We start from the raw sequence: 20326 nt of genomic DNA, 5'->3' as shown, positions 1-20326 counted from the left end.
GCAAAGCCGGATTACGCTGTTGCGCGGAATATCGCCGATACCCTGATGGGGCGACCTGCAAAACCTTGCAGATCGGCTCGACCCCATGGGCGTCGCGGTACTGGTCGATGAACGATCTCAGGATTTGAGTTTGCGGTCGAGCTCCGCCTGAGCGAAAAAAGCACTGGCCAGCTTCAGAATCTCATTCGCCTTGCGCAATTCCTTTACTTCGCGTTCCAGGGCTTTGATGCGGTCGCGCTCTTCACTGGTCACACCGTCTCGCAAGCCGGTATCAGTCTCGTGTTTGCGCACCCATTCAAGCAATGTGTGGGCTGAACAGCCGATCTTCGGCGCAATGGATTCAATCGTCGACCACAGCGAGGGATACTCACTGCGGTGTTCCTGCACCAGACGGACTGCGCGCGCTCTTACTTCGGGGGAATATTTATTTGATTTGTTCATGGCTCCATCTTCTCAGATAGTGGAGCCTCCTCAAAACCCGGGGCGGTTCAAGATCCAGCGCACCGGCCGCCCAGGCAGCGGCGATTTCACCCACGCTATGGCCGGCGACAGCGGATGGTGTCACCCCCTGCTCTCTCAGTAGAAGTGTGACTGCAACCTGAATAGCGAACAGCAGAGGCTGCGCGACAGCTGTGTTACTAAGCCTGGCAAGCTCACTTTCGGATTGCAGCGCCTCAAGCAGAGAAAAATCTGTCAAGGGGCGCATGGCGATATCGATTTCCGTAAGAATTTCTTCAAACCGGGAGGATTCAGTCAGCAGCGCACGCCCCATACCGGCCCACTGCGCGCCGTTACCTGAATAGATAAACGCCACATCACCACTTTGTGGCAGGCTATCCTCAATGAAGATATCCGCTGAAACATTATCCAACGCATATTGCTGCAGCAAATGAATTGTCGATTCAACAGAGCCGGAATGGAGCGCGAGCCGTTTTTCCATACGATCACGCTGATTGACAGCAGCATGTGCCACGTCATAGAAATCCTGCCCGGATTTATCGTGTAACAGATCTGCATAACGACCCACCAGCTCTTTTAGTGCTGTTTCGGAACGGGCTGACAAAAAAAGAGGTGGCAAGGATGCCGGTAGCGGTTCCGTCGTTGCCAGATCACGGCAACGATATTCCTGCAGCAGCACATGCGCATTGGCACCACCAAAGCCGAAGGAATTCACACCGGCAATCAATCAGAGCTCGATTATTCTTTTTCGCCAGTTCCAGATACTCGGTCACCGGCTTCAGATTCAAGCCGAGAAAATCAATATTTGGATTGGGCGTTTCCAGATGAATCTGTGGTGGCAGAGCATGATGCTTGAGCGCCAGAATTGCCTTGATGATTCCTGCCATGCCGGAAGCCGGTTCCATGTGTCCAAGATTGGCCTTGACCGATCCGATTGGCAAAGGTTTTTCGCGCTTTTTGCCATAGACTTCACCAATTGCTGCTGTTTCAACAGGATCTCCCACCGCCGTACCTGTGCCATGCGCTTCGATAAAATCGATGTCTCGTGCTGACAGACTGGTTTTGGCGAGGACGCTCATCATGAGCTCGGATTGTCCATCACGGCTGGGAATGGTAATGCCAGCCTTGCGTGCGCCATCCGTATTGATACCAGTGGCCAGGATCACCGCCTGAATATCGTCGCCCTCTGCAATCGCCTGTTCAAACGGCTTGAGCAGCAAGACTGCCCCGCCTTCGGCACGTACATAACCGCTACCGGAAGCATCGAAAGCCTTACAGCGGCCATCAGCAGACAGCATGGATGCTTTGGTAAAACCAACGAAGGGATAGGGATGCAACAATAAATTAACCCCCCCACCAGCGCAGTGCCCACCTCACCAGTTTGCAGGGCCTGACAAGCATGATGCAATGCAACCAGCGACGATGAACAGGCCGTGTCAACCGCCAGCGAAGGGCCATGCAGATTGAAAACATAGGAAAGACGATTGGCGGCAATGCTGAGCGTGTTGCCGGTCATCATGTGGGGCGAGAGCGACGCCAGATCATCCAGTCCGCGCGTGCCGTAATCCAGGCCGGAAATACCCACATAGACTGCACAATTGGAACCGGACATGGATGAAGGCGGAATACCTGCATTTTCCATGGCCTCCCAGGATAATTCGAGCAGAAGCCGCTGTTGAGGGTCCATCCAGGCTGCTTCGCGCGGAGAAATACCAAAGAAGCCCGCGTCAAATTCATCGATACGCGACAGAACGCCTGCTGAATAAGTAATGCTGCGACCAGGCTCGGAACGTTTGTCATGCTGAAGCTCACTGATCGCCCAACGATCGGGCGGGATACTGGTTACAAGATCACGTTTTTGCTTCAGTGCATTCCAGAAATCTGTTTCGTCACCAAGATCACCAGGAAATCGGAAGCCGATACCAATAATTGCAACCGCTTTTGAGGTCATATCTCCAGATCAATATCCACGCAACCCGCTTCACGTTAACTCAGGGAAGTTCTTCGGATTTATTGCGATCACCATCCCCTTATTGAAACTTGAATCAGTTTGTCGTCATTTGAGAACATGACGGGCGATACTATCTTATCGTCATGAAATGAACAACAGGAAAACCGGTATTATAAATGCCTATATCATATATAAAACAGTCAATCATTGATGAGCATACAGTTACCGGCAAACTTCAGTATTGATTTTTCAGATCATAGCTAAAGCAACAAAAGGTTTATTTAAAAAAAGTAAAAATGATTTTATAAAGATAAAATCTATTGTCTCCAAACAGAGACATAGTAATTTTGCCTGATTGCCAGGCTGCTGGTGAAATTACAGAAAAATCTGGATAACACAGTTGAATCCCGGATTTGGCCGAGAAATGCTGAGGGGCACTCTAAAAATTGGTTGCTCAGGGACAAACGAAGGCAAAGAATCCGCAGAAAATCAGGATGCTGAACACGATGTACATGTACAGCACCATTATTACGATGAAATGAATATGGGCAGACGGACTATCAAACCTGTGAGGCAGATAAATCAAGCGAGAACGCTTGATCAGCCACGCCTTATTTTTGCCGCTATCGTGACAAGATCGTATCAGTGGCTCGTGGCAAGGCTTCCGGGTAATCCCGGCTGGAGTGCAATCCACGACTTTCATGCCGCAGCATGGCGCTGCGAACAATCAGATCTGAAGTACATACGAGATTACGCAGCTCAAGCAAATCGCTGGTTACCCGGAAATTGGAATAGTACTCATCAATTTCCCCGCTCAGCAGTCTGATGCGGTGTTGTGCCCGCTGCAATCGCTTGTTGGTGCGCACGATACCGACATAATTCCACATGAAACGACGCAGCTCATCCCAGTTATGGGAGATAACGACTTCTTCATCCGCATCCGTCACCCGGCTTTCATCCCAGTCAGGCAATGGAAAATCCGGCGCAGGCGAGCGGGTAAGGATATCTTCAACCGCTGAAAGACCGGTTACCAGACATTCCAGTAAAGAGTTACTGGCCAGCCTGTTGGCGCCATGCAGTCCAGTGTGCGCGGTTTCACCAATCGCGTACAGATTATCGAGATCCGTTCTTCCACGCTGATCGATCACAATGCCGCCGCAGGTATAGTGCGCTGCGGGAACTACCGGAATGGGTTCGCGTGTGATATCGATGCCCAGCTCCAGACAGCGCTGATAGATTGTCGGAAAATGCTGCACCAGAAAATCGGCTGACTGGTGCGATATATCCAGAAACACGCAATCCAGTCCACGTTTTTTCATTTCAAAATCGATTGCACGCGCCACGACATCGCGCGGAGCAAGTTCAGCTCGCTCATCGTGTTTAAGCATAAAACGCTCGCCATCGGGCAATTTCAGCACCCCGCCCTCTCCTCTCACTGCTTCAGTGATCAAAAAGGATTTTGCATGCGGGTGATACAGGCAGGTGGGGTGAAACTGGATAAATTCCATGTTGGCAACCCGGCAACCCGCACGCCATCCCATGGCAATACCGTCTCCGGTTGCTACATCCGGATTGGTGGTGTACAGGTAGACCTTGCCTGCCCCGCCAGTAGCCAGAATTGTATTTTGCGCCGCTATCGTACGTACTTTTCCGGCATGAATATCAAGCACATAAGCACCGTAACAGCGATTACTGCCCCGGGCATGAGATAGTTTCTCACTGGTGATCAGATCCACTGCAATATGATGTTCCAGCACGGTAATGTTCGGGTGCTGAGCCGCCTGCCTGGTGAGCGTGAGTTGCACTACCTTACCGGTCGCATCATCAGAATGGATGATACGGCGAACACTATGGCCGCCTTCGCGCGTCAGGTGATAACCGGTTTTATTGTGATCATCGCGTGTAAAATTAACCCCTCGTTCAATCAGCCACCTGACCGCTCGCGGGCCGTTCTCTACAATATGACGTGTCATGGCTTCGTTACACAGCCCCGCACCAGCAATCAGCGTATCGCTGATATGTGCTTCCAGCGAGTCTTCCATCGAAAGTACAGCTGCAATCCCTCCTTGCGCCCAGGCACTAGAACTATCGTAGAGTGTCCGCTTGGTAATCAGCACGACTTTTTGAGTTTCAGCCAGCTTCAGGGCGAGTGTCAGCCCGGCGAGACCGCTGCCGATAATCAGTGCATCGAAACGAGGTGGTTGCATAGATAGCAATAATTACTCAAAAATAATTGAAAGTGAAAATACTTCCTGAAATTACCACACTTTTTGCCAGGATTTCGAATCCATCAAACTGTGCTGGCGTTCCCGTCAGCAAAAATACGCTAGAATACAGACAAAGGTTTCAGGGGAGGCTTAACCGGTCAAAATCCCGACGGATTCAAGAAAAACAATAGCCTGACGTCGGCACTTCCCGTCGTCCAATTTACAGATCTAATACAGGAGAGTTTCAGCATGTCGATGGCGGACCGTGACGGGGTTATCTGGTATGACGGAAAACTGGTTCCGTGGCGCAATGCCACAACACATGTGCTTACCCATACCCTGCATTATGGAATGGGAGTATTCGAAGGATTGCGCGCCTACCAGACACCCCGGGGAACAGCTATTTTCCGCTTGCCTGAGCATACAGAACGCCTGTTCAATTCGGCACATGTTTTCAGAATGAAAATCCCTTTTGATCAGGCCACGCTGACACAGGCGCAACTGGATGTCGTTCGGCAAAATGGATTAGCCTCCGGCTACATCCGCCCGATTGTCTTTTATGGCTCGGAAGCCATGGGACTATCCGCCAAAAATCTGTCTGTCCATATTGCAATCGCTGCCTGGTCATGGGGAACCTATCTGGGTGCCGATGCACTGGAAAACGGCATTCGCGTGAAGACCTCCTCGTTCACCCGGCATCACGTCAATATTAATATGTGTCGCGCCAAATCGGTATCCACCTATACCAATTCCATCCTCGCGCATCAGGAAGTTGCACAGGATGGCTACCAGGAAGCCTTGTTGCTGGATGTAGATGGTTATGTGGCAGAAGGCTCCGGTGAAAATATTTTCATCATCAAGAAAGACAGGATTTACACACCTGATCTGACATCCTGTCTGGAAGGCATCACACGCGCGACGGTCATTCAGTTGGCAGAAGAAGCCGGCATGGAAGTGGTTCAGAAGCGGATTACGCGCGATGAAGTCTATTGCGCGGACGAAGCATTCTTTACCGGCACGGCGGCAGAAATCACACCGATTCGCGAACTGGATTGCCGCACGATTGGCAATGGCAAACGCGGCCCGATTACCGAGCAGTTGCAAACCTCATTTTTTGATTGTGTCAACGGCAAATCAGATAAACATGCTGATTGGCTGCATTACGTTTAATTGTTAAACCAGACGAAATTTCCTATGAGCACTCCTTCTACAGTCACCTATCCGCAAGCAATTGAAATCCATCCGGATGATTTACCACTATACTGCCCAAATCCGGCTATGGATACAATAAGCTGGCATCCACGTGTTTTCCTCGAAATAGAAGCGACCGGCAAAGCCATGTGTCCTTACTGCGGCACACGCTACACCCTGATCGGCACACCGAATCCGGATCATCACGGGTAACACGGGCAAAAGACCGGCTTTCGTATCATTCATTATTTACCCGGATCAAGGAATCATCACTGCATGAATACACTTCCACGCCGCGAAATCTTCAAGGCTTACGACATACGTGGCATCGTAGAAACCGCACTGACTCCGGAAGTAGTGGAACAAATCGGCCATGCCATTGGTTCCGAAGCACGCGCACGTCAGCTGACAGCCATTGCAGTGGGTCGCGATGGCCGTTTATCCGGTCCTCAACTGGTGCAAGCCTTGACGAACGGTATCCGTAAAAGTGGAATTGATGTCATCGATATTGGCATGGTCGCCACCCCGGTGCTGTATTACGCTGCTCACGAACTCTGTCATTATTCTGGGGTAATGGTAACCGGCAGCCACAACCCGCCAGAATACAACGGTCTCAAGATCGTGCTGGGAGGCGAAACGCTGGCAGCCGAGACCATTCAATCATTACGGTCGCGTATTGAGCAAAATAACCTGACGCATGGACAAGGCGGTTATCGCCAACACGACATCATCCCCGCCTATTTGCAACGCATCGTGGAGGATGTCAAGCTGGCTCGGCCAATCAAAATCGTGGTGGACTGCGGCAATGGCGTAACTGGCATTCTGGCGCCAGAACTGTATCGCCGCCTGGGCTGCGAAGTGATCGAGCTGTTTTGTGAAGTGGATGGTACTTTCCCGAATCATCATCCCGATCCTTCAGTCCCGGAGAATTTGCAGGATGTCATCCGTACACTTGCTACTACCGATGCTGAAATTGGTTTTGCCTTTGATGGCGATGGTGACCGGCTGGGCGTCGTCACCAAGGATGGAAGCATCATTTTCCCGGATCGCCAGCTTATGCTGTTTGCTGCCGATGTGTTGTCCAGAAACCCTGGCGGCCAGATCATCTACGATGTCAAATGTACACGCACACTGGCACCGTGGATCACACAACATGGCGGCAAACCCATCATGTGGAAAACGGGGCACTCCTTCATTAAGGCCAGGTTAAAGGAAACAGGCGCACTCCTGGCAGGCGAGATGAGCGGCCATATCTTTTTCCAGGAACGTTGGTACGGATTCGACGATGGCCTATACGCAGGTGCACGTCTGCTGGAATTATTGAGTAAACAAACCGATCCGGAAGCGGTGCTGCATGCCCTGCCCGATACGATCAACACACCTGAATTGCAGATCAGACTCAAGGAAGGAGAAAATCACGCCTTGATTGCGCAACTTCAGCAGGAGGCAAACTTCCCTGAGGCGAATCAGGTGATTACGATTGACGGGCTGCGGGTGGAATACAAGGATGGATTCGGCCTGATCCGGGCATCCAATACCACTCCGGTCGCAGTACTACGTTTCGAGGCTGACAATCAGGATGCGCTGAAACGTATCCAGCAAGATTTTCGCCAAATCATTCTGCAAGCCAGGCCGGATGCAAATCTGCCTTTCTAACCGGGTTCCAGTTACGGACCCGAATACCCTTCCACAATGAAGATCGCGCTTGCCCAGATCAACTGCACGGCAGGCGATTTGAACGGTAACTCACTTAAAATACTGCACGCCTGCCAGCAAGCCAGGGAAGCCGGGACCAGGCTGGTTATCACTCCGGAAATGGCGCTGTGTGGCTCCCTTCCGGAAGACTGGTTGCTGCGCGCAGAGTTTGTACAAGTCTGTCATCAGGCTTTGATGGATCTAGCCACGCAGATACATGACGTAACATTGGTAATCGGGCATCCGCACCGCACGAACGGTAATCTGCTCAATGCTGTTTCCATTATTCGAGATGGTCGCCTGCTTATCACCTATGGTAAAAATCATTTGCTCACCGATCCGTTGCTGGATGAACGCCGTTATTTCACTCCCGGCAACCAGCCTTGTACGTTTGAGTGTGACGGTACACTTTTCGGATTGACCACTTTCTCTGATTATCAGCATCCGGCACACTTGCAGGCTTTGCGTTCCGCTGGCGCGCAGGTTTTACTGACGGTGGGCGCATCACCCTACGCTATTGATGGTCAGGCTGACCGACTCCGAATTGTACGGGCGGGAATTACGCAAACCGGTCTGCCAACTGTTTACACCAACCTAGTCGGCGGACAGGACGAACTGGTTTTCGATGGCGCTTCATTTGCGATGGATCACAGCGGTAAACTCGTTTGTCAGCTAGCGGCTTTCCAGGAAACACTTGGCTTGATTGAGCTTCATAATAATCAACTGATCCCCGGACAATATTCTCCTCTGCCAGATCGGATCGAAAGTGTGTACTCGGCACTACGTCTGGGCTTGCGCGATTTTATTGATAAAAACAGAATCTCCGGAGTATTGATTGGTTTGTCAGGCGGGGTTGATTCAGCGCTGGTATTGGCGATTGCGGTGGATGCGCTTGGAGCAGATCGGGTCAGCAACGTGATGATGCCCTCCCCTTATACAGCCGACATCAGCCTGGAAGATGCGCAAATCATGGCAGGCAATCTGGGTGTGCACTACACTGAAATACCCATTACCGAGCTATTCGAGCAATTCAAACAAACATTACACCCCGAACTGCAAACCTGGCCGACTACCGGCCCCCAAACCACCATGGAGAACCTGCAGGCCCGTATCCGTGGAACCTTGCTGATGGCATTAGCCAATCAATCCGGAAGACTGGTACTGACAACGAGTAACAAATCCGAAACTGCCGTGGGCTACAGCACACTATACGGCGATATGGCTGGTGGGTTTTCGATACTCAAGGATGTCAGCAAAACGCTGGTTTATCAGCTTTGCCACTACCGCAACAGAATTTCACCCATCATCCCGGAGCGCATCCTGCAGCGCCCGCCTTCGGCTGAATTACGTCCCGAACAGACCGATCAGGATAATCTCCCACCGTATACTGTACTGGATGCAATCATTGCAGCCTACGTGGAAAACAACCTGTCACCTGCAGAAATTATTGCCATGAATTATCCGGAGGAAACCGTCCGGCAGGTACTGCACATGATCCATTCCTGCGAGTACAAACGCAGACAGGCAGCTCCCGGCATCCGCATTACCCGACGTGATTTCGGCCCATCATGGCGATTCCCGATCACGTCTGGTTTCCGGCAATGATCAGCCCCAATAATATTTTGGCATTCCTCAATTCAACAGTTGTTACGCGATTTCGTATACAACAGGCGTTATCGTACTTGCGGCTGAAATCACAATCTGCTGTAACACGGGAACAGGAACTCGGTCTGTCAGCGTTCGTCAAACACAGCATGAAACTCCACTACCTTATTATCATTGTGCCCTTGCTGTTTCCAGCCCATATTTTTGGACAGGAGCTGCCTGATCTGGGGGATGTCTCGCAAGCTACGGTAACACCTCACCAGGAGCGGCAAATCGGGATACAGATCATGCGTGAAATCCGCGCCGATGCCAGTTATCTGGATGATCCTGAAATCACTGACTATCTTGCCAGATTGGGCCACCGGCTGATTTCTGCTGCCAGCCAGACAAATTCAGACAATCCATTTGAGTTTTTTGCCATTGATGATTCCTCAATCAATGCTTTTGCGCTTCCCGGCGGATTTGTGGGATTTCATAGCGGCCTGATCACCGCCGCACAAAATGAATCCGAGCTGGCAGGCGTTATGGCACATGAAATTGCACACGTCACCCAAAAACACCTGGCCAGAATGCTCTCCGGGAGCTCATATCTGGGTATCATCGGCTCGATCGCAGCGCTGGCTATTGCGATTCTTGCTTCACGCTCCAATCCCCAAGCTGGCCAGGCAGTGCTGGCCACCGCCCAGGCCAGCGCGATCCAGTCTCAACTGAATTTCACCCGTAAGCATGAAAAGGAAGCAGATCGTGTCGGGTTTGGCATGCTCGTCAAAGCAGGATTCGATCCACATGGCATGTCAACTTTCTTTGAACGCATGCAACACGCCAGTCGTTACTATGAAAACGGGATTCCTTCATACCTCATGACTCACCCGGTTACCCATGAGCGTATCGCTGATATTCAGAATCGCACCCGGGAATTGGGCTACCGGCAGGTTCCGGACAGCCTGGAATTTCATCTGGTACGCGCCAAAATCCGCGCCTCCCGGGGTAACCCGGCTTCAATTGTCAGTGAATTCAAGGCACGTCTGCAGGATAAACGCTATATTAACGAAATTGCCGAGCGATATGGCCTGATTCAGGCGTTATTACGTGCCAAGCAATTCAAACAGGCAGATGAGGAGTTAAATACACTTTACCGGACTATCCAATCCGATTCTTCTGCGCAGCCCCTAAGAAATCACCGCTTGGGAAAACCCATCCAGGTGGAAGGTGATTATCTGCAATCGGCTGCTATGATTGAAACGCTTGCTGCACGCGTTAAGTTTGCTGACGGACAAATCGACGATGCGTTCAAACTGTACCAGGCTGCACTACAATCTTTCCCACATTATCGTGCGCTTGTTTATGATTATGTTGATGCACTACTGGAACACAAAGATGCGCAGACCGCGCTGAATTTCATCAATGAGCAATCCCGTTTCATTCATGATGATATCCGGCTTTACCGGCTGACGGCACAATGTCATGCTGCGCTGGGAAACGCCCTGTTGCAACATCAGGCTGAAGCTGAAGCGCTGATCCGCGAGGGAAATCTCCGGGCAGCAATCGAACAACTCCAGGTTGCGCTACGCTATAAGCACGACAATTTTTACCAATTATCCAGCGTGGAGGCCCGCTTGCGTCAAATCAAGGAGTTCGTGGCCGCCGAAGAGAAAAACAAATAAGCACCTTTCAATGATTTGCATCTTCTGTTAAAACCCAGTCATCTGATATTTCTCATACGATAAAAAATATTGCCCCCTATGTTCAGTTCACGCGGAAGAATTATCCTTTTCCTGATCATCCTGCTCGCCGCTACACTCTATGGATATTTTTCGCTCCGGGATGAATCTGGCAATGTACGTTACAAAACACATGTTGTTGATCATGGAGATATTGCGCGCACGATTTCTGCCAACGGCACGCTCACCCCACTGGAACTAGTCGAGGTTGGCACACAGATTTCCGGCAGAGTGATCCAGCTGTTTGCAGATTTCAATGATGAGGTGAAAACCGGCCAAATCCTGGCAAAACTGGATCCCGCATTGCTTGATGCACAACTACAACAATCCGAAGCCAACCTAAAAAGTGCACAGACCGCATTATCCGTGGCCATCAATAAAGATAGGCGCAGCCGTAATCTGGTTGAAAGAGGTTTCATCTCCAGAGAAGCGATGGATGAATCAAAAGAACTGCTCGATTCGGCGCGGGCACAGGTGGTCGTCAATCAGGCGCAGATTGCCCGTGACCGTACCAATCTGGATTACAGCATCATCCGCTCTCCCGTTTCCGGTGTTGTCATTGCCCGTAACGTCAATATTGGACAAACCGTTGCCGCTAACTTCCAGACACCTATTCTGTTCCAGATTGCCCGTGACCTGAAACAGATGCAAATTGAAATCAGCGTAGTGGAAGCGGACATTGGCCAGATTCACGATGGCCAGACCATGGTATTCACGGTGGATGCCTTCCAGGATCGTGAATTCTCTGCTGTGGTCAAACAAATACGGCTCAATCCCACCATCCAGGAAAATGTGGTGACTTACAGCGTTATTGCGACAGTCATCAATGAAGATGGCAGCCTGCTGCCTGGCATGACCGCCAATGTACGTTTTATCGTCAATGAAAAATCCGGTGTACTGCGTGTACCCAATGCCGCTCTGCGTTATAAACCCAGTCGAAAGGAATTTGCCAAACCCACTGACACACAGCCTGGCCAGCGGTTGCTCTACCGGCTGGAAAACAACCGGCCAGTACCGGTCAAAGTGGCAACAGGCATTACAGATGGCAGCTTCACTGAAATTCTTTCAGATGAGCTCCACGCGAATGACGAACTAATCACCGAGGAAATTGACGACAGCAAACAGGATAAATCGGGCAGTAGCAACTTCAAGTTCAGAATGTTCTGATGAGCCAGCGATGATGTTTGCAGATCATTCCCACGGCCGGACGGGTGAACCGCTGATAGAGGTGGAAAAACTCTCCAAGATTTACTATCTGGGCAATCCCGCTGATTCATCCCTAAGTCTGCAAGTGTTGTTTGATGTCAGCTTAACAATACAACGCGGGGAATTTGTGGCGATCATGGGGCATTCCGGCTCCGGAAAATCCACCTTGATGAACATACTCGGTTGCCTGGATACTCCCACCAGCGGCCACTACCGACTGGCGGGACGTGATGTATCAGCACTTTCCGGTAATCAGCTGGCCAGCGTCCGCAACCAACTGATCGGCTTCGTTTTCCAGGGATTCAATTTGCTCAGGCGCATGACCGCGCTGGACAACGTGGCCATCCCGTTACTGTACGCCGGACGCAGCCGTGCTGAAAGTCGTGAGCGAGCAATGTCATTACTGCAGCAAACCGGGCTTGGCAATTTTGTTACACACCAGCCCAACCAGCTTTCCGGGGGACAACAACAACGTGTTGCCATCAGCCGTGCGCTAGTTAACCAGCCACAGCTTATTCTTGCCGACGAACCTACTGGTAATCTGGACACACAAACCAGCTATGAAATCATGCAATTACTTGATCGCCTCAACCGTGAAGAAGGCATGACCATCATTATCGTTACCCATGAAGAGGATATCGCTGCCTGGACACAGCGCCTGATCCGGCTCAAGGATGGACGTATCATTGAAGATCGTCCAATGGAAAAATTTGCTGCCTCCCCCGCTGCCTCATCATGAATTTACTGACCATCATCGGTGAAGCCATGCGGGCACTGCAGACCAACCGCCTGCGCACCGCCCTCACTATGCTTGGCATGATCATCGGCGTAGCTGCAGTGGTACTCATGCTTGCCGTAGGACAAGGCGCACAAACCAGCATCAACAGTGCCATCGCTTCAATGGGCAGCCATTTGCTGATCATCATGCCGGGCGCGACTTCTTCTGGCGGCGTGCGCTGGGGCATCGGCAGCGTTAAAACGCTGACAGTGCAGGATGCGCAAGCCATTGCAGAATTACCCATGATTGATGCAACTGCCCCGATTATTTCGGGTGCAGCACAACTTAACTACAATGCAAATAACTGGAGCACCATCTTGACAGGTGTTACGCCGGATTATTTTTCCATTAACAACTGGGAAATTGCCAGCGGCACCATCTTTTCCGAAGGAGATTTACGCTCCGGCGCACGTATGGCTGTTCTGGGGCAGATCACCGCAACCAGCCTGTTTGGTGATGAAGATCCGGTGGGAAAAGTCATCCGGATTACCAATCGGCCATTCACGGTTGTCGGTGTACTGGCTGCCAAAGGCCAAAGTTTGTCAGGACGCGATCAGGATGACAACGTATTCATTCCACTCACTACCGCGCAGCGACAGATCATTGGCAACCAGTTTCCCGGCTCCATCAATTTTATGATGGTTCGTGCAAAATCGGAGAACGACATGGAAGCTGCCGAAGCAGAGATCACGCATCTGCTCCGTCAGCGCCACCGCATCAGCAACCACATGGAAAATGATTTTACTGTTCGCAACCTGACCGCACTGGCCTCTGTAGCAAGCAACACCGCCAAGATCATGGGTTGGATGCTGGGTGCAATTGCATCCGTCTCACTACTGGTCGGTGGGATCGGCATCATGAATATCATGCTGGTCTCCGTTACAGAACGTACTCGTGAAATCGGAATACGCATGGCAATAGGAGCCAATCAGCGCATGATTCTTACCCAATTCCTGCTGGAATCACTGATGATCTGTACGCTGGGTGGGCTGACTGGAATCGCCCTGGGAATTGGTGGCGCGTGGCTCGCCAGCCAGCTTGCCGGGATTGACATTGTCATTACATCCGGGACAATTGCTCTGGCCTTCTCATTTGCCTCTATCACCGGTGTTTTCTTCGGCCTCTATCCCGCCCGGAAAGCCGCCGCACTCAAACCCGTGGAAGCCTTACGCCACGAATAATCCCGGATTCTCTATCCAGCTGGAAAAACACGGGATGCAAATTGCCGGGAACGGAGCACGAGCTTTGGAAAAAATTTGATTTGGGTTATGTTCCCATAACAACCGATAAATTTCAGTTGGATGGAAATATCGCATTAGATGGCACTATTAAATATGATCTTGAAGCGCAAATTTACCACTTGAGTCCACTGGATTTTAGCGCAGACATATAACCTGACATACTGAAACAGTATCGCTAAAAAAGAGAGTGGTTGCAGGTCATGAGAACTGAGATCAAAGGTGAAGTGAATGCCAGCAATATTTCTCGACCCCATTCCACTGGCAGATGGTGAAATCACTATCACCCCACCAAGCATTACTGAACTGCTGAAAACACTGGAGCAAGATCCAGAGCAAGTATCACTAAAAAGCCTGAATGCCCATGCGAAATTCAGCAACGATAACATGTGCGACCATATGGGATACAGCACTTAAACAATAATAAGCGGACAGCAATAGTATTTATTAAGGGTAAGATGAGTGGTATGGGTGAGAAATCAGAGCAAATATCAAAATCAGCCCGTTCAACAGATCCCCAAGAGCAAGAGTCTGTTGCTCTTGCATCGCAGTGTGTTGGCGAGGGGCGTGTACTCAAGATTCGCGGGGGGGTAGTGGATGTCTTTTTTACAGAGCATATTCCACGTATCCACGACTTGGTTTATGCCGGCGATTTAGCGATGGAAGTTGCTGCTCTGTTAGATCAAGGTACCGTACGCTGTATAGCGTTAACACCAGTGCGCGGTCTTGGTTTAGGTATGCCGGTACACGCAACCGGAGCACCGATTCAAGTGCCAGTTGGTGAAGCGGTACTGGGACGTATGCTCAATGTCTTTGGCGAACCCATTGATGGAAAACCCGCACCCAATGCTACAATTTCTCGTTCCATCCACCAAGCCCCGCCAGTATTAGAAGAGCGTGTGGTGCACAGCACCATCCTTGAAACCGGGATTAAAGCCATTGATTTACTCTCACCAATTGAGCGTGGTGGTAAAACAGGATTATTTGGTGGCGCTGGAGTGGGCAAAACGGTTTTGATTACTGAGCTAATTAATAACACCGCGCAACATCACAAAGGCGTCAGTCTGTTTTGTGGGATTGGAGAGCGCTCGCGTGAAGCAGAAGAGCTGTACCGAGAAATGGGCGAAGCTGGCGTGCGCGATAAAACCGTGATGCTATTTGGGCAGATGAGTGAAGCTCCCGGCGTACGTTTTTTAGTCGGTAAAACAGCACTGACCATGGCTGAGTATTTTCGCGATGATCTAGGGCAGGATGTGTTGCTGCTTATCGATAACGTGTTTCGCTTTGTGCAGGCGGGCTCTGAAGTTTCAGGTTTATTAGGACGGATGCCATCACGGGTGGGTTATCAGCCAACCTTGGCCACTGAGTTGGCTTCGTTGCAAGAGCGTATTACCTCGACCCGTAAAGGTGCGATTACCTCGATTCAAGCGGTGTACGTGCCGGCAGATGACTTTACTGACCCCGCCGCGGCGCATATTTTCTCGCATCTGTCAGCTTCAGTAGTGTTGTCGCGTAAGCGTGCCAGTGAGGGCTTGTATCCGGCAGTTGACCCGTTAGCCTCCACCTCAGTGATGTTAACCCCAGCGGTAGTGGGTCAGCGCCATTATGATATTGCCCGCGCTGTACGCCGCACCCTTGCTGAATATGAAGAGCTACGTGACATTATTGCCATGTTAGGTTTAGAGGAGTTATCCGCAGCAGATCGCACGGTGGTGGCTCGAGCACGCCGTCTTGAGCGTTTTTTAACCCAGCCGTTCTTTTCTGCTGAGTCTTTTAGCGGTGAGATAGGCGCACGGGTCTCGGTTGCCGAGACCTTAGCCGGGTGTGAAAGAATCTTGCAGCAAACCAAATTTGCCGATGATGAAATAGATTATTACATGATTGGTGCTTTGCCCGAGCAGAAGACTGCAGTATGAGCCAGGCTGAAGTGATGCATGTTAATCTACATTTGCCAACACGCTTGCTGTTTGGCTGTGAAGCTAAGCAAGTATTTGCTGAAGCTGAAAACGGTGCTTTTGCCATGCTGCCCAATCACACTGATTTTGTTGCTGCTTTGCTGCCATCGGTATTGGTGATTACCGATGCTGAGGGCGTGGAGCTGTTTTTTGGTATTGATCAAGGCGTACTGGTGAAACATGGCCATCAGGTTGATATTGCCGTACGTCGTGCTGTGCAAAGCGAGGATTTGGTCAATTTAAATAACATTATTCAAACCACCTTTATTGAGGTGGATGAAAATGAACGGGTGGCGCGCACGGCCTTATCGCGCCTTGAGGCCGGTATTGTGCGGCGTTTCAGTGATTTACGGAAACCTTTAACATGACAGAAAAAAATGATGCCTCCGCGGCCATTCGTCGTCATGCTGAACGCATGCAGCAGAAACGTAAAGCACCAAAATATAGCCCCTTAAGCGGTCTGGGTGTATTTGGAGTGATTGGTTGGTCAGTCGCCATTCCTACCGTTGGTGGCGCTTTTCTGGGAATGTGGTTAGATCGTGTCGTACCGCAAAGTTTTTCCTGGCCCATTGCCTTAATACTCGGTGGTGTTGTCGTCGGGGCAATGGTGGCTTGGAACTGGATTGATAAAACCCGTGATAAATAACTGACAGCGTATTTGTTTGTCAGCGAAGTAGCAGGGAGAGATAAAGTGATTGATATAGATGGCAGCGCAATATTGCTTGGCTTTGTGGTTGGTCTACCCGTAAGTGCGTTGTTTTTTATGGGTTTAAATTGGGGAATACGTTTGGCCTTAGCTTCAGCGTATCCAGGTCGTTTGTTAATGCTAAGTTTTTTTTGTCGCTTAGTGGTGTTGCTGGCAGTGGGATTGGGCTTAATCGTGCTGATCCAAACACTGTGGTCATTAGCTGGTTATATGTTGGCTTTTGTACTGATGCGCGTCCTGGCAGTGGTACGAGCGCAGTTGACACACAGCGTCACCTGATCAAAATACGAAGGTATAAAAATGCAGCTCACACCAGACCAAACGGTAGTGTTTACTTTAGGACAGTGGCAGGTTAACGCCACTATCGTTAATACTTGGATTGTGATGATACTGTTGGCTGGCATTTCGATGCTGGTGGCTCGCAATCTACGTGCTGACAAAGCACCTGGGCGCTGGCGCAGTGCTTTAGAACTGATTGTCACTATGATTCAAGGACAAATTGAAGAGGTAACCCGCAGCAGTGCACGGCATGTATTGTATTTTGCCGGTACTTTATTTCTCTTTATAGCTGCGTCCAATGTGCTAACAGTTATTCCAGGCTTTGTTCCGCCCACTTCATCGTTATCAACTACGGTTGCGCTAACCTTGTCGGTGTTAGTAGCGATTCCTTTGTTTGGAATTGCCAAGGGGGGGGTGCACCAATACTTGCGCAAATTTATTGAACCATCGATGATTATGCTGCCATTTAATATCATTGGTGAATTTTCTCGAGGCGTATCTTTAGCGATCCGTCTGTATGGAAACGTGATGAGCGGTGTGGTGATTGCAGCTATTTTACTCAGTATTGCACCATTCTTTTTTCCTGTGGTAATGGATATGCTGGGCCTGCTAACCGGCTTTATTCAGGCCTACATCTTTGCCATTTTAGCCACTGTGTATATTTCATCTGCCATGGCAGATCCTCCCCTGGATACATCTGATAAGGATAAATAATCATGACTGATCTTGCACTGATTGCCGCTATTTCTATTTTTACTGCTGGCCTAACCATCGCGATTGGCTCGCTAGGGCCCGCGCTAGGTGAAGGACGTGCGGCGGCTGCAGCGATTGCTGCAATTGCTCAACAGCCTGATGCTGCACCGACCTTATCACGTACGCTGTTCGTTAGCTTGGCGATGATTGAATCAACCGCAATTTATTGTTTTGTGGTGGCGATGATTCTTATTTTTGCCAATCCGTTTTGGGATGCAATGCAGGCGGTAGCAGGAGGTTAATGTCTGATGTCCATTGACTGGATAACAGTACTGGCACAAATTGCTAATTTTTTAGTCTTGTTGTGGCTGCTCAAACGTTTTCTCTATCGTCCTATTTTAGATGGTATCGACGCCCGTGAAGCTGAAATAGCCAAGCGTATGGCTGATGCAGAACTTGCGCAGCAAGAAGCGAAAGCTGCAGAAAGGCAATATATTAAGCAGCGCGCGCAGCTGGTATCTGAGCAGGACGCCTTGCTGGAAAAAGCATTACAAGCTACCGAGAAAAAGCGCGATGGCTTATTATCTGATGCACGTACTCAGTTGCAGCAAGAGCAGCAGAATTGGCGTAAGTATCTTGAGCATGAGCGTCAGGCGTTTAATCAGCGTTTGCAACAAACCGGCGCTGACGCACTGTTGCGACTGACCCGTAAAGCACTACATGATCTGGCCGATGAACACTTAGAAGATGCGATTGTTCGGCATATTGGTCAGCGATTAAAGCCGATTGCTGCTGAATTGGTGCAAGCTGCGGCAGGCAGTCAGCAAGCGCAGGTTATCACCCGTGATGCATTACCGGCCGCCACGCAAGCGTTATTACAGAAAGAAGTGCAGCAATGGCTGCCTGACGTCACTTTAAGTTTCGCTACCGATCCACAGCAGTCACCCGGCGTAATCATGCAAGTGGGCGGCGCGCAAGTAGCGTGGACGACGGACAGCTATATGGATGAATTAGCCGAATTGTTAACCCAGCATACTTCTAGTGTTGCTGCTGTGCACTTAACCGCTGATGGCCGCTAAGGAGGAATTGAAGTGAGTGTACTTGACGATGTCACTGAGCAGCAGTTTGAGCAAAACTTTAACGATTGGTTAGACAGTCTCAGCACAGGTGCCACACCCACGCCGGTACTCACCGAAACCGGCACAGTGACCGAGGTGGCGGATGGTGTGGCCATCGTCTCAGGTCTGGCGCGCGCCTTAGCTGATGAGTTACTGGTATTTGCCAGCGGTGTGCAAGGTATTGTGCTCGACTTGGAACCGGGTCGCTTAGGGATTATTTTACTGGGCCCGTCTGAACAGATCCACTTAGGCGAGATGGTGTATCGCACTCGTAAAGTGGTCAGTGTGCCAGTGGGCTCGGCGTTACTTGGGCGCGTAATCGATGCTATGGGCCGTCCACGTGATACCTTAGGACCGATTGATGCGATAGCTGAGCATCCCATTGAAGCGGAAGCGCCGAGTATTCTAAATCGCACCCAGATTTTCAGACCCTTAGCCACGGGATTAAAGGCTATTGATGCGGCGATCCCAGTGGGTTTAGGCCAGCGTGAATTGATTATTGGCGATCGCCAGACTGGTAAAACTTCTATCGCTATCGACACTATGCTGAATCAGGCACGTTCGGATGTGCTTTGTATTTACTGCGCAGTGGGGCAACGCGGTGATGCTGTCGCACGGGTGATTCGTGCGCTCAAAGACGGCGAAATACTGCAGCGCTGCATTGTGATGAGTGCCGGTGATGAAGAAGCTCCAGGGCTGTCCTATATTGCGCCCTATGCGGCTATGACTATGGCGGAATATTTCTCGGCACAGGGCCAAGATGTATTGGTGATCTTTGATGATATGACTCATCATGCGCGCTCTTATCGCGAATTATCGTTATTGCTGCGTCGACCACCAGGACGTGAAGCCTTTCCTGGGGATATTTTCTATGTGCATGCGCGCCTTTTAGAGCGCGCTGGACAATTTGGCGCCGACATCGGTGGCGGATCGATTACCACTTTGCCCGTGGTAGAAACGCAGGCCGGAAACCTCTCGGCTTATATTCCTACTAACCTCATTTCGATTACTGATGGGCAGATTTATTTATCGCCACAGTTAGTACGTAAAAACCAATTCCCCGCAGTAGATTTAGGCCTGTCCGTGTCACGGGTTGGTAGTAAAGCGCAGAACCGTACCTTGCGTGGAGTGTCAGGCAACCTGCGGGTGACCCTCTCACAATTTGAAGAGTTGGAAGATTTTGCCCGTTTTGGTACACGGCTCGATGATGTTACCCGTGCACGTTTGGCACGTGGTTCTGCGGTGCGTACCGCCTTACGTCAAGCTGAGCGTGACCCGATGTCTGCCCTTGAACAGCTGGCGGTGTTGATCGCAGCGATGGAAGGCTTATTTGATCAGTTTAGTGAGCAAAAAATTAATGATGCTATGCGTTTAGTGCGTGATGCCGCCCAACAACAGCTGGCTGTGATTGAACAACGTATTATTGATAACCAAACCCTACAGGATGACGATCACACACTGATTGTTAATTGCGCGCAAAAAGCTTTAAGCATATTCGATCTGCCAGCAACGAATACAAAGTAG

Annotated in this window: 20 protein-coding genes, 2 pseudogenes and 1 other annotated feature; of the genes and pseudogenes, 17 read left to right on the top strand and 5 right to left on the bottom strand. The window is 50.4% G+C overall.

Features of this window, described 5'->3' with window-relative positions; genetic code table 11:
• The 5 genes and pseudogenes from ABF86_RS07965 to nadB all read right to left on the bottom strand — a co-directional run.
• Nucleotides 1-441, bottom strand: a pseudogene (locus ABF86_RS07965) (transposase); the annotation flags it as partial.
• Nucleotides 47-163: a sequence feature (AL1L pseudoknot), on the bottom strand. Its footprint overlaps the pseudogene before it by 117 nt.
• Nucleotides 425-1174 carry an acyltransferase domain-containing protein gene (locus ABF86_RS12575; RefSeq protein WP_204987584.1) on the bottom strand — a complete coding sequence of 250 codons (750 nt, stop codon included), beginning with the start codon at nt 1172-1174 and terminating at the stop codon, nt 425-427. The gene ABF86_RS12575 and the pseudogene ABF86_RS07965, both read right to left, overlap by 17 nt.
• Entirely contained in the window at nt 1110-1679 is a 570-nt protein-coding gene (locus ABF86_RS12570) for a polyketide synthase (RefSeq protein ID WP_204987583.1), read from the bottom strand. Before ABF86_RS12570 ends, ABF86_RS12575 begins: the two co-directional genes overlap by 65 nt.
• Nucleotides 1680-1712: 33 nt before the next feature.
• Nucleotides 1713-2410: pseudogene (locus ABF86_RS12565) on the bottom strand (polyketide synthase); the annotation flags it as partial.
• Between the two features lie 623 nt (nt 2411-3033).
• Entirely contained in the window at nt 3034-4617 is a 1584-nt protein-coding gene (nadB, locus tag ABF86_RS07955) for an L-aspartate oxidase (RefSeq protein ID WP_011635024.1), read from the bottom strand.
• 249 nt (nt 4618-4866) lie between these two features.
• Between nadB and ABF86_RS07950 the strand changes: the two genes are divergently transcribed.
• The 17 genes from ABF86_RS07950 (at nt 4867) to ABF86_RS07870 (ending at nt 20326) form a co-directional block, all read left to right on the top strand.
• Nucleotides 4867-5787, top strand: coding sequence for a branched-chain amino acid transaminase (locus ABF86_RS07950; protein ID WP_074685076.1), 921 nt, complete (start codon nt 4867-4869; stop codon nt 5785-5787).
• A 24-nt stretch (nt 5788-5811) separates the two neighbouring features.
• Nucleotides 5812-6021 (top strand): zinc-finger domain-containing protein, encoded by a 210-nt coding sequence (locus ABF86_RS07945; RefSeq protein WP_074455686.1) that lies wholly within the window; start codon nt 5812-5814, stop codon nt 6019-6021.
• 63 nt (nt 6022-6084) lie between these two features.
• A complete protein-coding gene (locus ABF86_RS07940; protein ID WP_074685078.1) occupies nt 6085-7464 on the top strand; it encodes a phosphomannomutase/phosphoglucomutase in 1380 nt (459 codons plus the stop codon).
• Nucleotides 7465-7500: 36 nt separating this feature from the next.
• Nucleotides 7501-9108: an NAD+ synthase gene (locus ABF86_RS07935; protein WP_074685080.1), complete on the top strand. Its 1608-nt coding sequence runs from the start codon at nt 7501-7503 to the stop codon at nt 9106-9108.
• A gap of 149 nt (nt 9109-9257) precedes the next feature.
• The gene (locus ABF86_RS07930; RefSeq protein ID WP_074685098.1) at nt 9258-10772 is read left to right on the top strand and encodes a M48 family metalloprotease; all 1515 of its coding nucleotides are present in this window, start codon (nt 9258-9260) and stop codon (nt 10770-10772) included.
• Between the two features lie 78 nt (nt 10773-10850).
• Nucleotides 10851-11996: an efflux RND transporter periplasmic adaptor subunit gene (locus tag ABF86_RS07925; RefSeq protein WP_074685082.1), complete on the top strand. Its 1146-nt coding sequence runs from the start codon at nt 10851-10853 to the stop codon at nt 11994-11996.
• Nucleotides 11997-12006: 10 nt separating this feature from the next.
• Entirely contained in the window at nt 12007-12774 is a 768-nt protein-coding gene (locus ABF86_RS07920; RefSeq protein WP_074685084.1) for an ABC transporter ATP-binding protein, read from the top strand.
• On the top strand, nt 12771-13994 hold the full coding sequence (locus ABF86_RS07915; protein WP_074455690.1) for an ABC transporter permease: 1224 nt from the start codon (nt 12771-12773) through the stop codon (nt 13992-13994). The genes ABF86_RS07920 and ABF86_RS07915 overlap by 4 nt, the downstream gene beginning before the upstream one ends.
• Nucleotides 13995-14282: 288 nt before the next feature.
• Nucleotides 14283-14468 carry a hypothetical protein gene (locus ABF86_RS07910; protein WP_074455691.1) on the top strand — a complete coding sequence of 62 codons (186 nt, stop codon included), beginning with the start codon at nt 14283-14285 and terminating at the stop codon, nt 14466-14468.
• Between the two features lie 41 nt (nt 14469-14509).
• On the top strand, nt 14510-15967 hold the full coding sequence (gene atpD / locus ABF86_RS07905) for a F0F1 ATP synthase subunit beta (protein WP_011635033.1): 1458 nt from the start codon (nt 14510-14512) through the stop codon (nt 15965-15967).
• Nucleotides 15964-16374, top strand: coding sequence for an ATPase (locus tag ABF86_RS07900; protein WP_074455693.1), 411 nt, complete (start codon nt 15964-15966; stop codon nt 16372-16374). The genes atpD and ABF86_RS07900 overlap by 4 nt, the downstream gene beginning before the upstream one ends.
• Nucleotides 16371-16652: an AtpZ/AtpI family protein gene (locus tag ABF86_RS07895; protein WP_074455694.1), complete on the top strand. Its 282-nt coding sequence runs from the start codon at nt 16371-16373 to the stop codon at nt 16650-16652. Before ABF86_RS07900 ends, ABF86_RS07895 begins: the two co-directional genes overlap by 4 nt.
• 45 nt (nt 16653-16697) lie before the next feature.
• Nucleotides 16698-16991, top strand: a complete 294-nt coding sequence (locus ABF86_RS07890; protein WP_160803518.1) for an ATP synthase subunit I — start codon at nt 16698-16700, stop codon at nt 16989-16991.
• A 21-nt stretch (nt 16992-17012) separates the two neighbouring features.
• Nucleotides 17013-17705, top strand: coding sequence for a F0F1 ATP synthase subunit A (locus ABF86_RS07885; RefSeq protein WP_074685086.1), 693 nt, complete (start codon nt 17013-17015; stop codon nt 17703-17705).
• Between the two features lie 2 nt (nt 17706-17707).
• Nucleotides 17708-17986 carry a F0F1 ATP synthase subunit C gene (locus ABF86_RS07880; RefSeq protein ID WP_074455696.1) on the top strand — a complete coding sequence of 93 codons (279 nt, stop codon included), beginning with the start codon at nt 17708-17710 and terminating at the stop codon, nt 17984-17986.
• Nucleotides 17987-17992: 6 nt separating this feature from the next.
• On the top strand, nt 17993-18763 hold the full coding sequence (locus tag ABF86_RS07875; RefSeq protein WP_074455697.1) for a F0F1 ATP synthase subunit delta: 771 nt from the start codon (nt 17993-17995) through the stop codon (nt 18761-18763).
• Nucleotides 18764-18775: 12 nt separating this feature from the next.
• On the top strand, nt 18776-20326 hold the full coding sequence (locus tag ABF86_RS07870; protein WP_074685088.1) for a F0F1 ATP synthase subunit alpha: 1551 nt from the start codon (nt 18776-18778) through the stop codon (nt 20324-20326).

Origin of the sequence: Nitrosomonas sp. GH22 (assembly GCF_009833115.1) — a bacterium.
Taxonomy (GTDB): domain Bacteria; phylum Pseudomonadota; class Gammaproteobacteria; order Burkholderiales; family Nitrosomonadaceae; genus Nitrosomonas; species Nitrosomonas eutropha.
This window is presented reverse-complemented; position numbering and strand designations above follow the sequence as displayed.

What these genes read in the sequence shown, in the direction of transcription:
- nadB (WP_011635024.1), bottom strand. Translation starts at nt 4,617, where the DNA reads ATGCAACCACCTCGTTTCGATGCACTGATTATCGGCAGCGGTCTCGCC.
- ABF86_RS07950 (WP_074685076.1), top strand. Translation starts at nt 4,867, where the DNA reads ATGTCGATGGCGGACCGTGACGGGGTTATCTGGTATGACGGAAAACTG.
- ABF86_RS07945 (WP_074455686.1), top strand. Translation starts at nt 5,812, where the DNA reads ATGAGCACTCCTTCTACAGTCACCTATCCGCAAGCAATTGAAATCCAT.
- ABF86_RS07940 (WP_074685078.1), top strand. Translation starts at nt 6,085, where the DNA reads ATGAATACACTTCCACGCCGCGAAATCTTCAAGGCTTACGACATACGT.
- ABF86_RS07935 (WP_074685080.1), top strand. Translation starts at nt 7,501, where the DNA reads ATGAAGATCGCGCTTGCCCAGATCAACTGCACGGCAGGCGATTTGAAC.
- ABF86_RS07930 (WP_074685098.1), top strand. Translation starts at nt 9,258, where the DNA reads ATGAAACTCCACTACCTTATTATCATTGTGCCCTTGCTGTTTCCAGCC.
- ABF86_RS07925 (WP_074685082.1), top strand. Translation starts at nt 10,851, where the DNA reads ATGTTCAGTTCACGCGGAAGAATTATCCTTTTCCTGATCATCCTGCTC.
- ABF86_RS07920 (WP_074685084.1), top strand. Translation starts at nt 12,007, where the DNA reads ATGATGTTTGCAGATCATTCCCACGGCCGGACGGGTGAACCGCTGATA.
- ABF86_RS07915 (WP_074455690.1), top strand. Translation starts at nt 12,771, where the DNA reads ATGAATTTACTGACCATCATCGGTGAAGCCATGCGGGCACTGCAGACC.
- ABF86_RS07910 (WP_074455691.1), top strand. Translation starts at nt 14,283, where the DNA reads ATGCCAGCAATATTTCTCGACCCCATTCCACTGGCAGATGGTGAAATC.
- atpD (WP_011635033.1), top strand. Translation starts at nt 14,510, where the DNA reads ATGAGTGGTATGGGTGAGAAATCAGAGCAAATATCAAAATCAGCCCGT.
- ABF86_RS07900 (WP_074455693.1), top strand. Translation starts at nt 15,964, where the DNA reads ATGAGCCAGGCTGAAGTGATGCATGTTAATCTACATTTGCCAACACGC.
- ABF86_RS07895 (WP_074455694.1), top strand. Translation starts at nt 16,371, where the DNA reads ATGACAGAAAAAAATGATGCCTCCGCGGCCATTCGTCGTCATGCTGAA.
- ABF86_RS07885 (WP_074685086.1), top strand. Translation starts at nt 17,013, where the DNA reads ATGCAGCTCACACCAGACCAAACGGTAGTGTTTACTTTAGGACAGTGG.
- ABF86_RS07880 (WP_074455696.1), top strand. Translation starts at nt 17,708, where the DNA reads ATGACTGATCTTGCACTGATTGCCGCTATTTCTATTTTTACTGCTGGC.
- ABF86_RS07875 (WP_074455697.1), top strand. Translation starts at nt 17,993, where the DNA reads ATGTCCATTGACTGGATAACAGTACTGGCACAAATTGCTAATTTTTTA.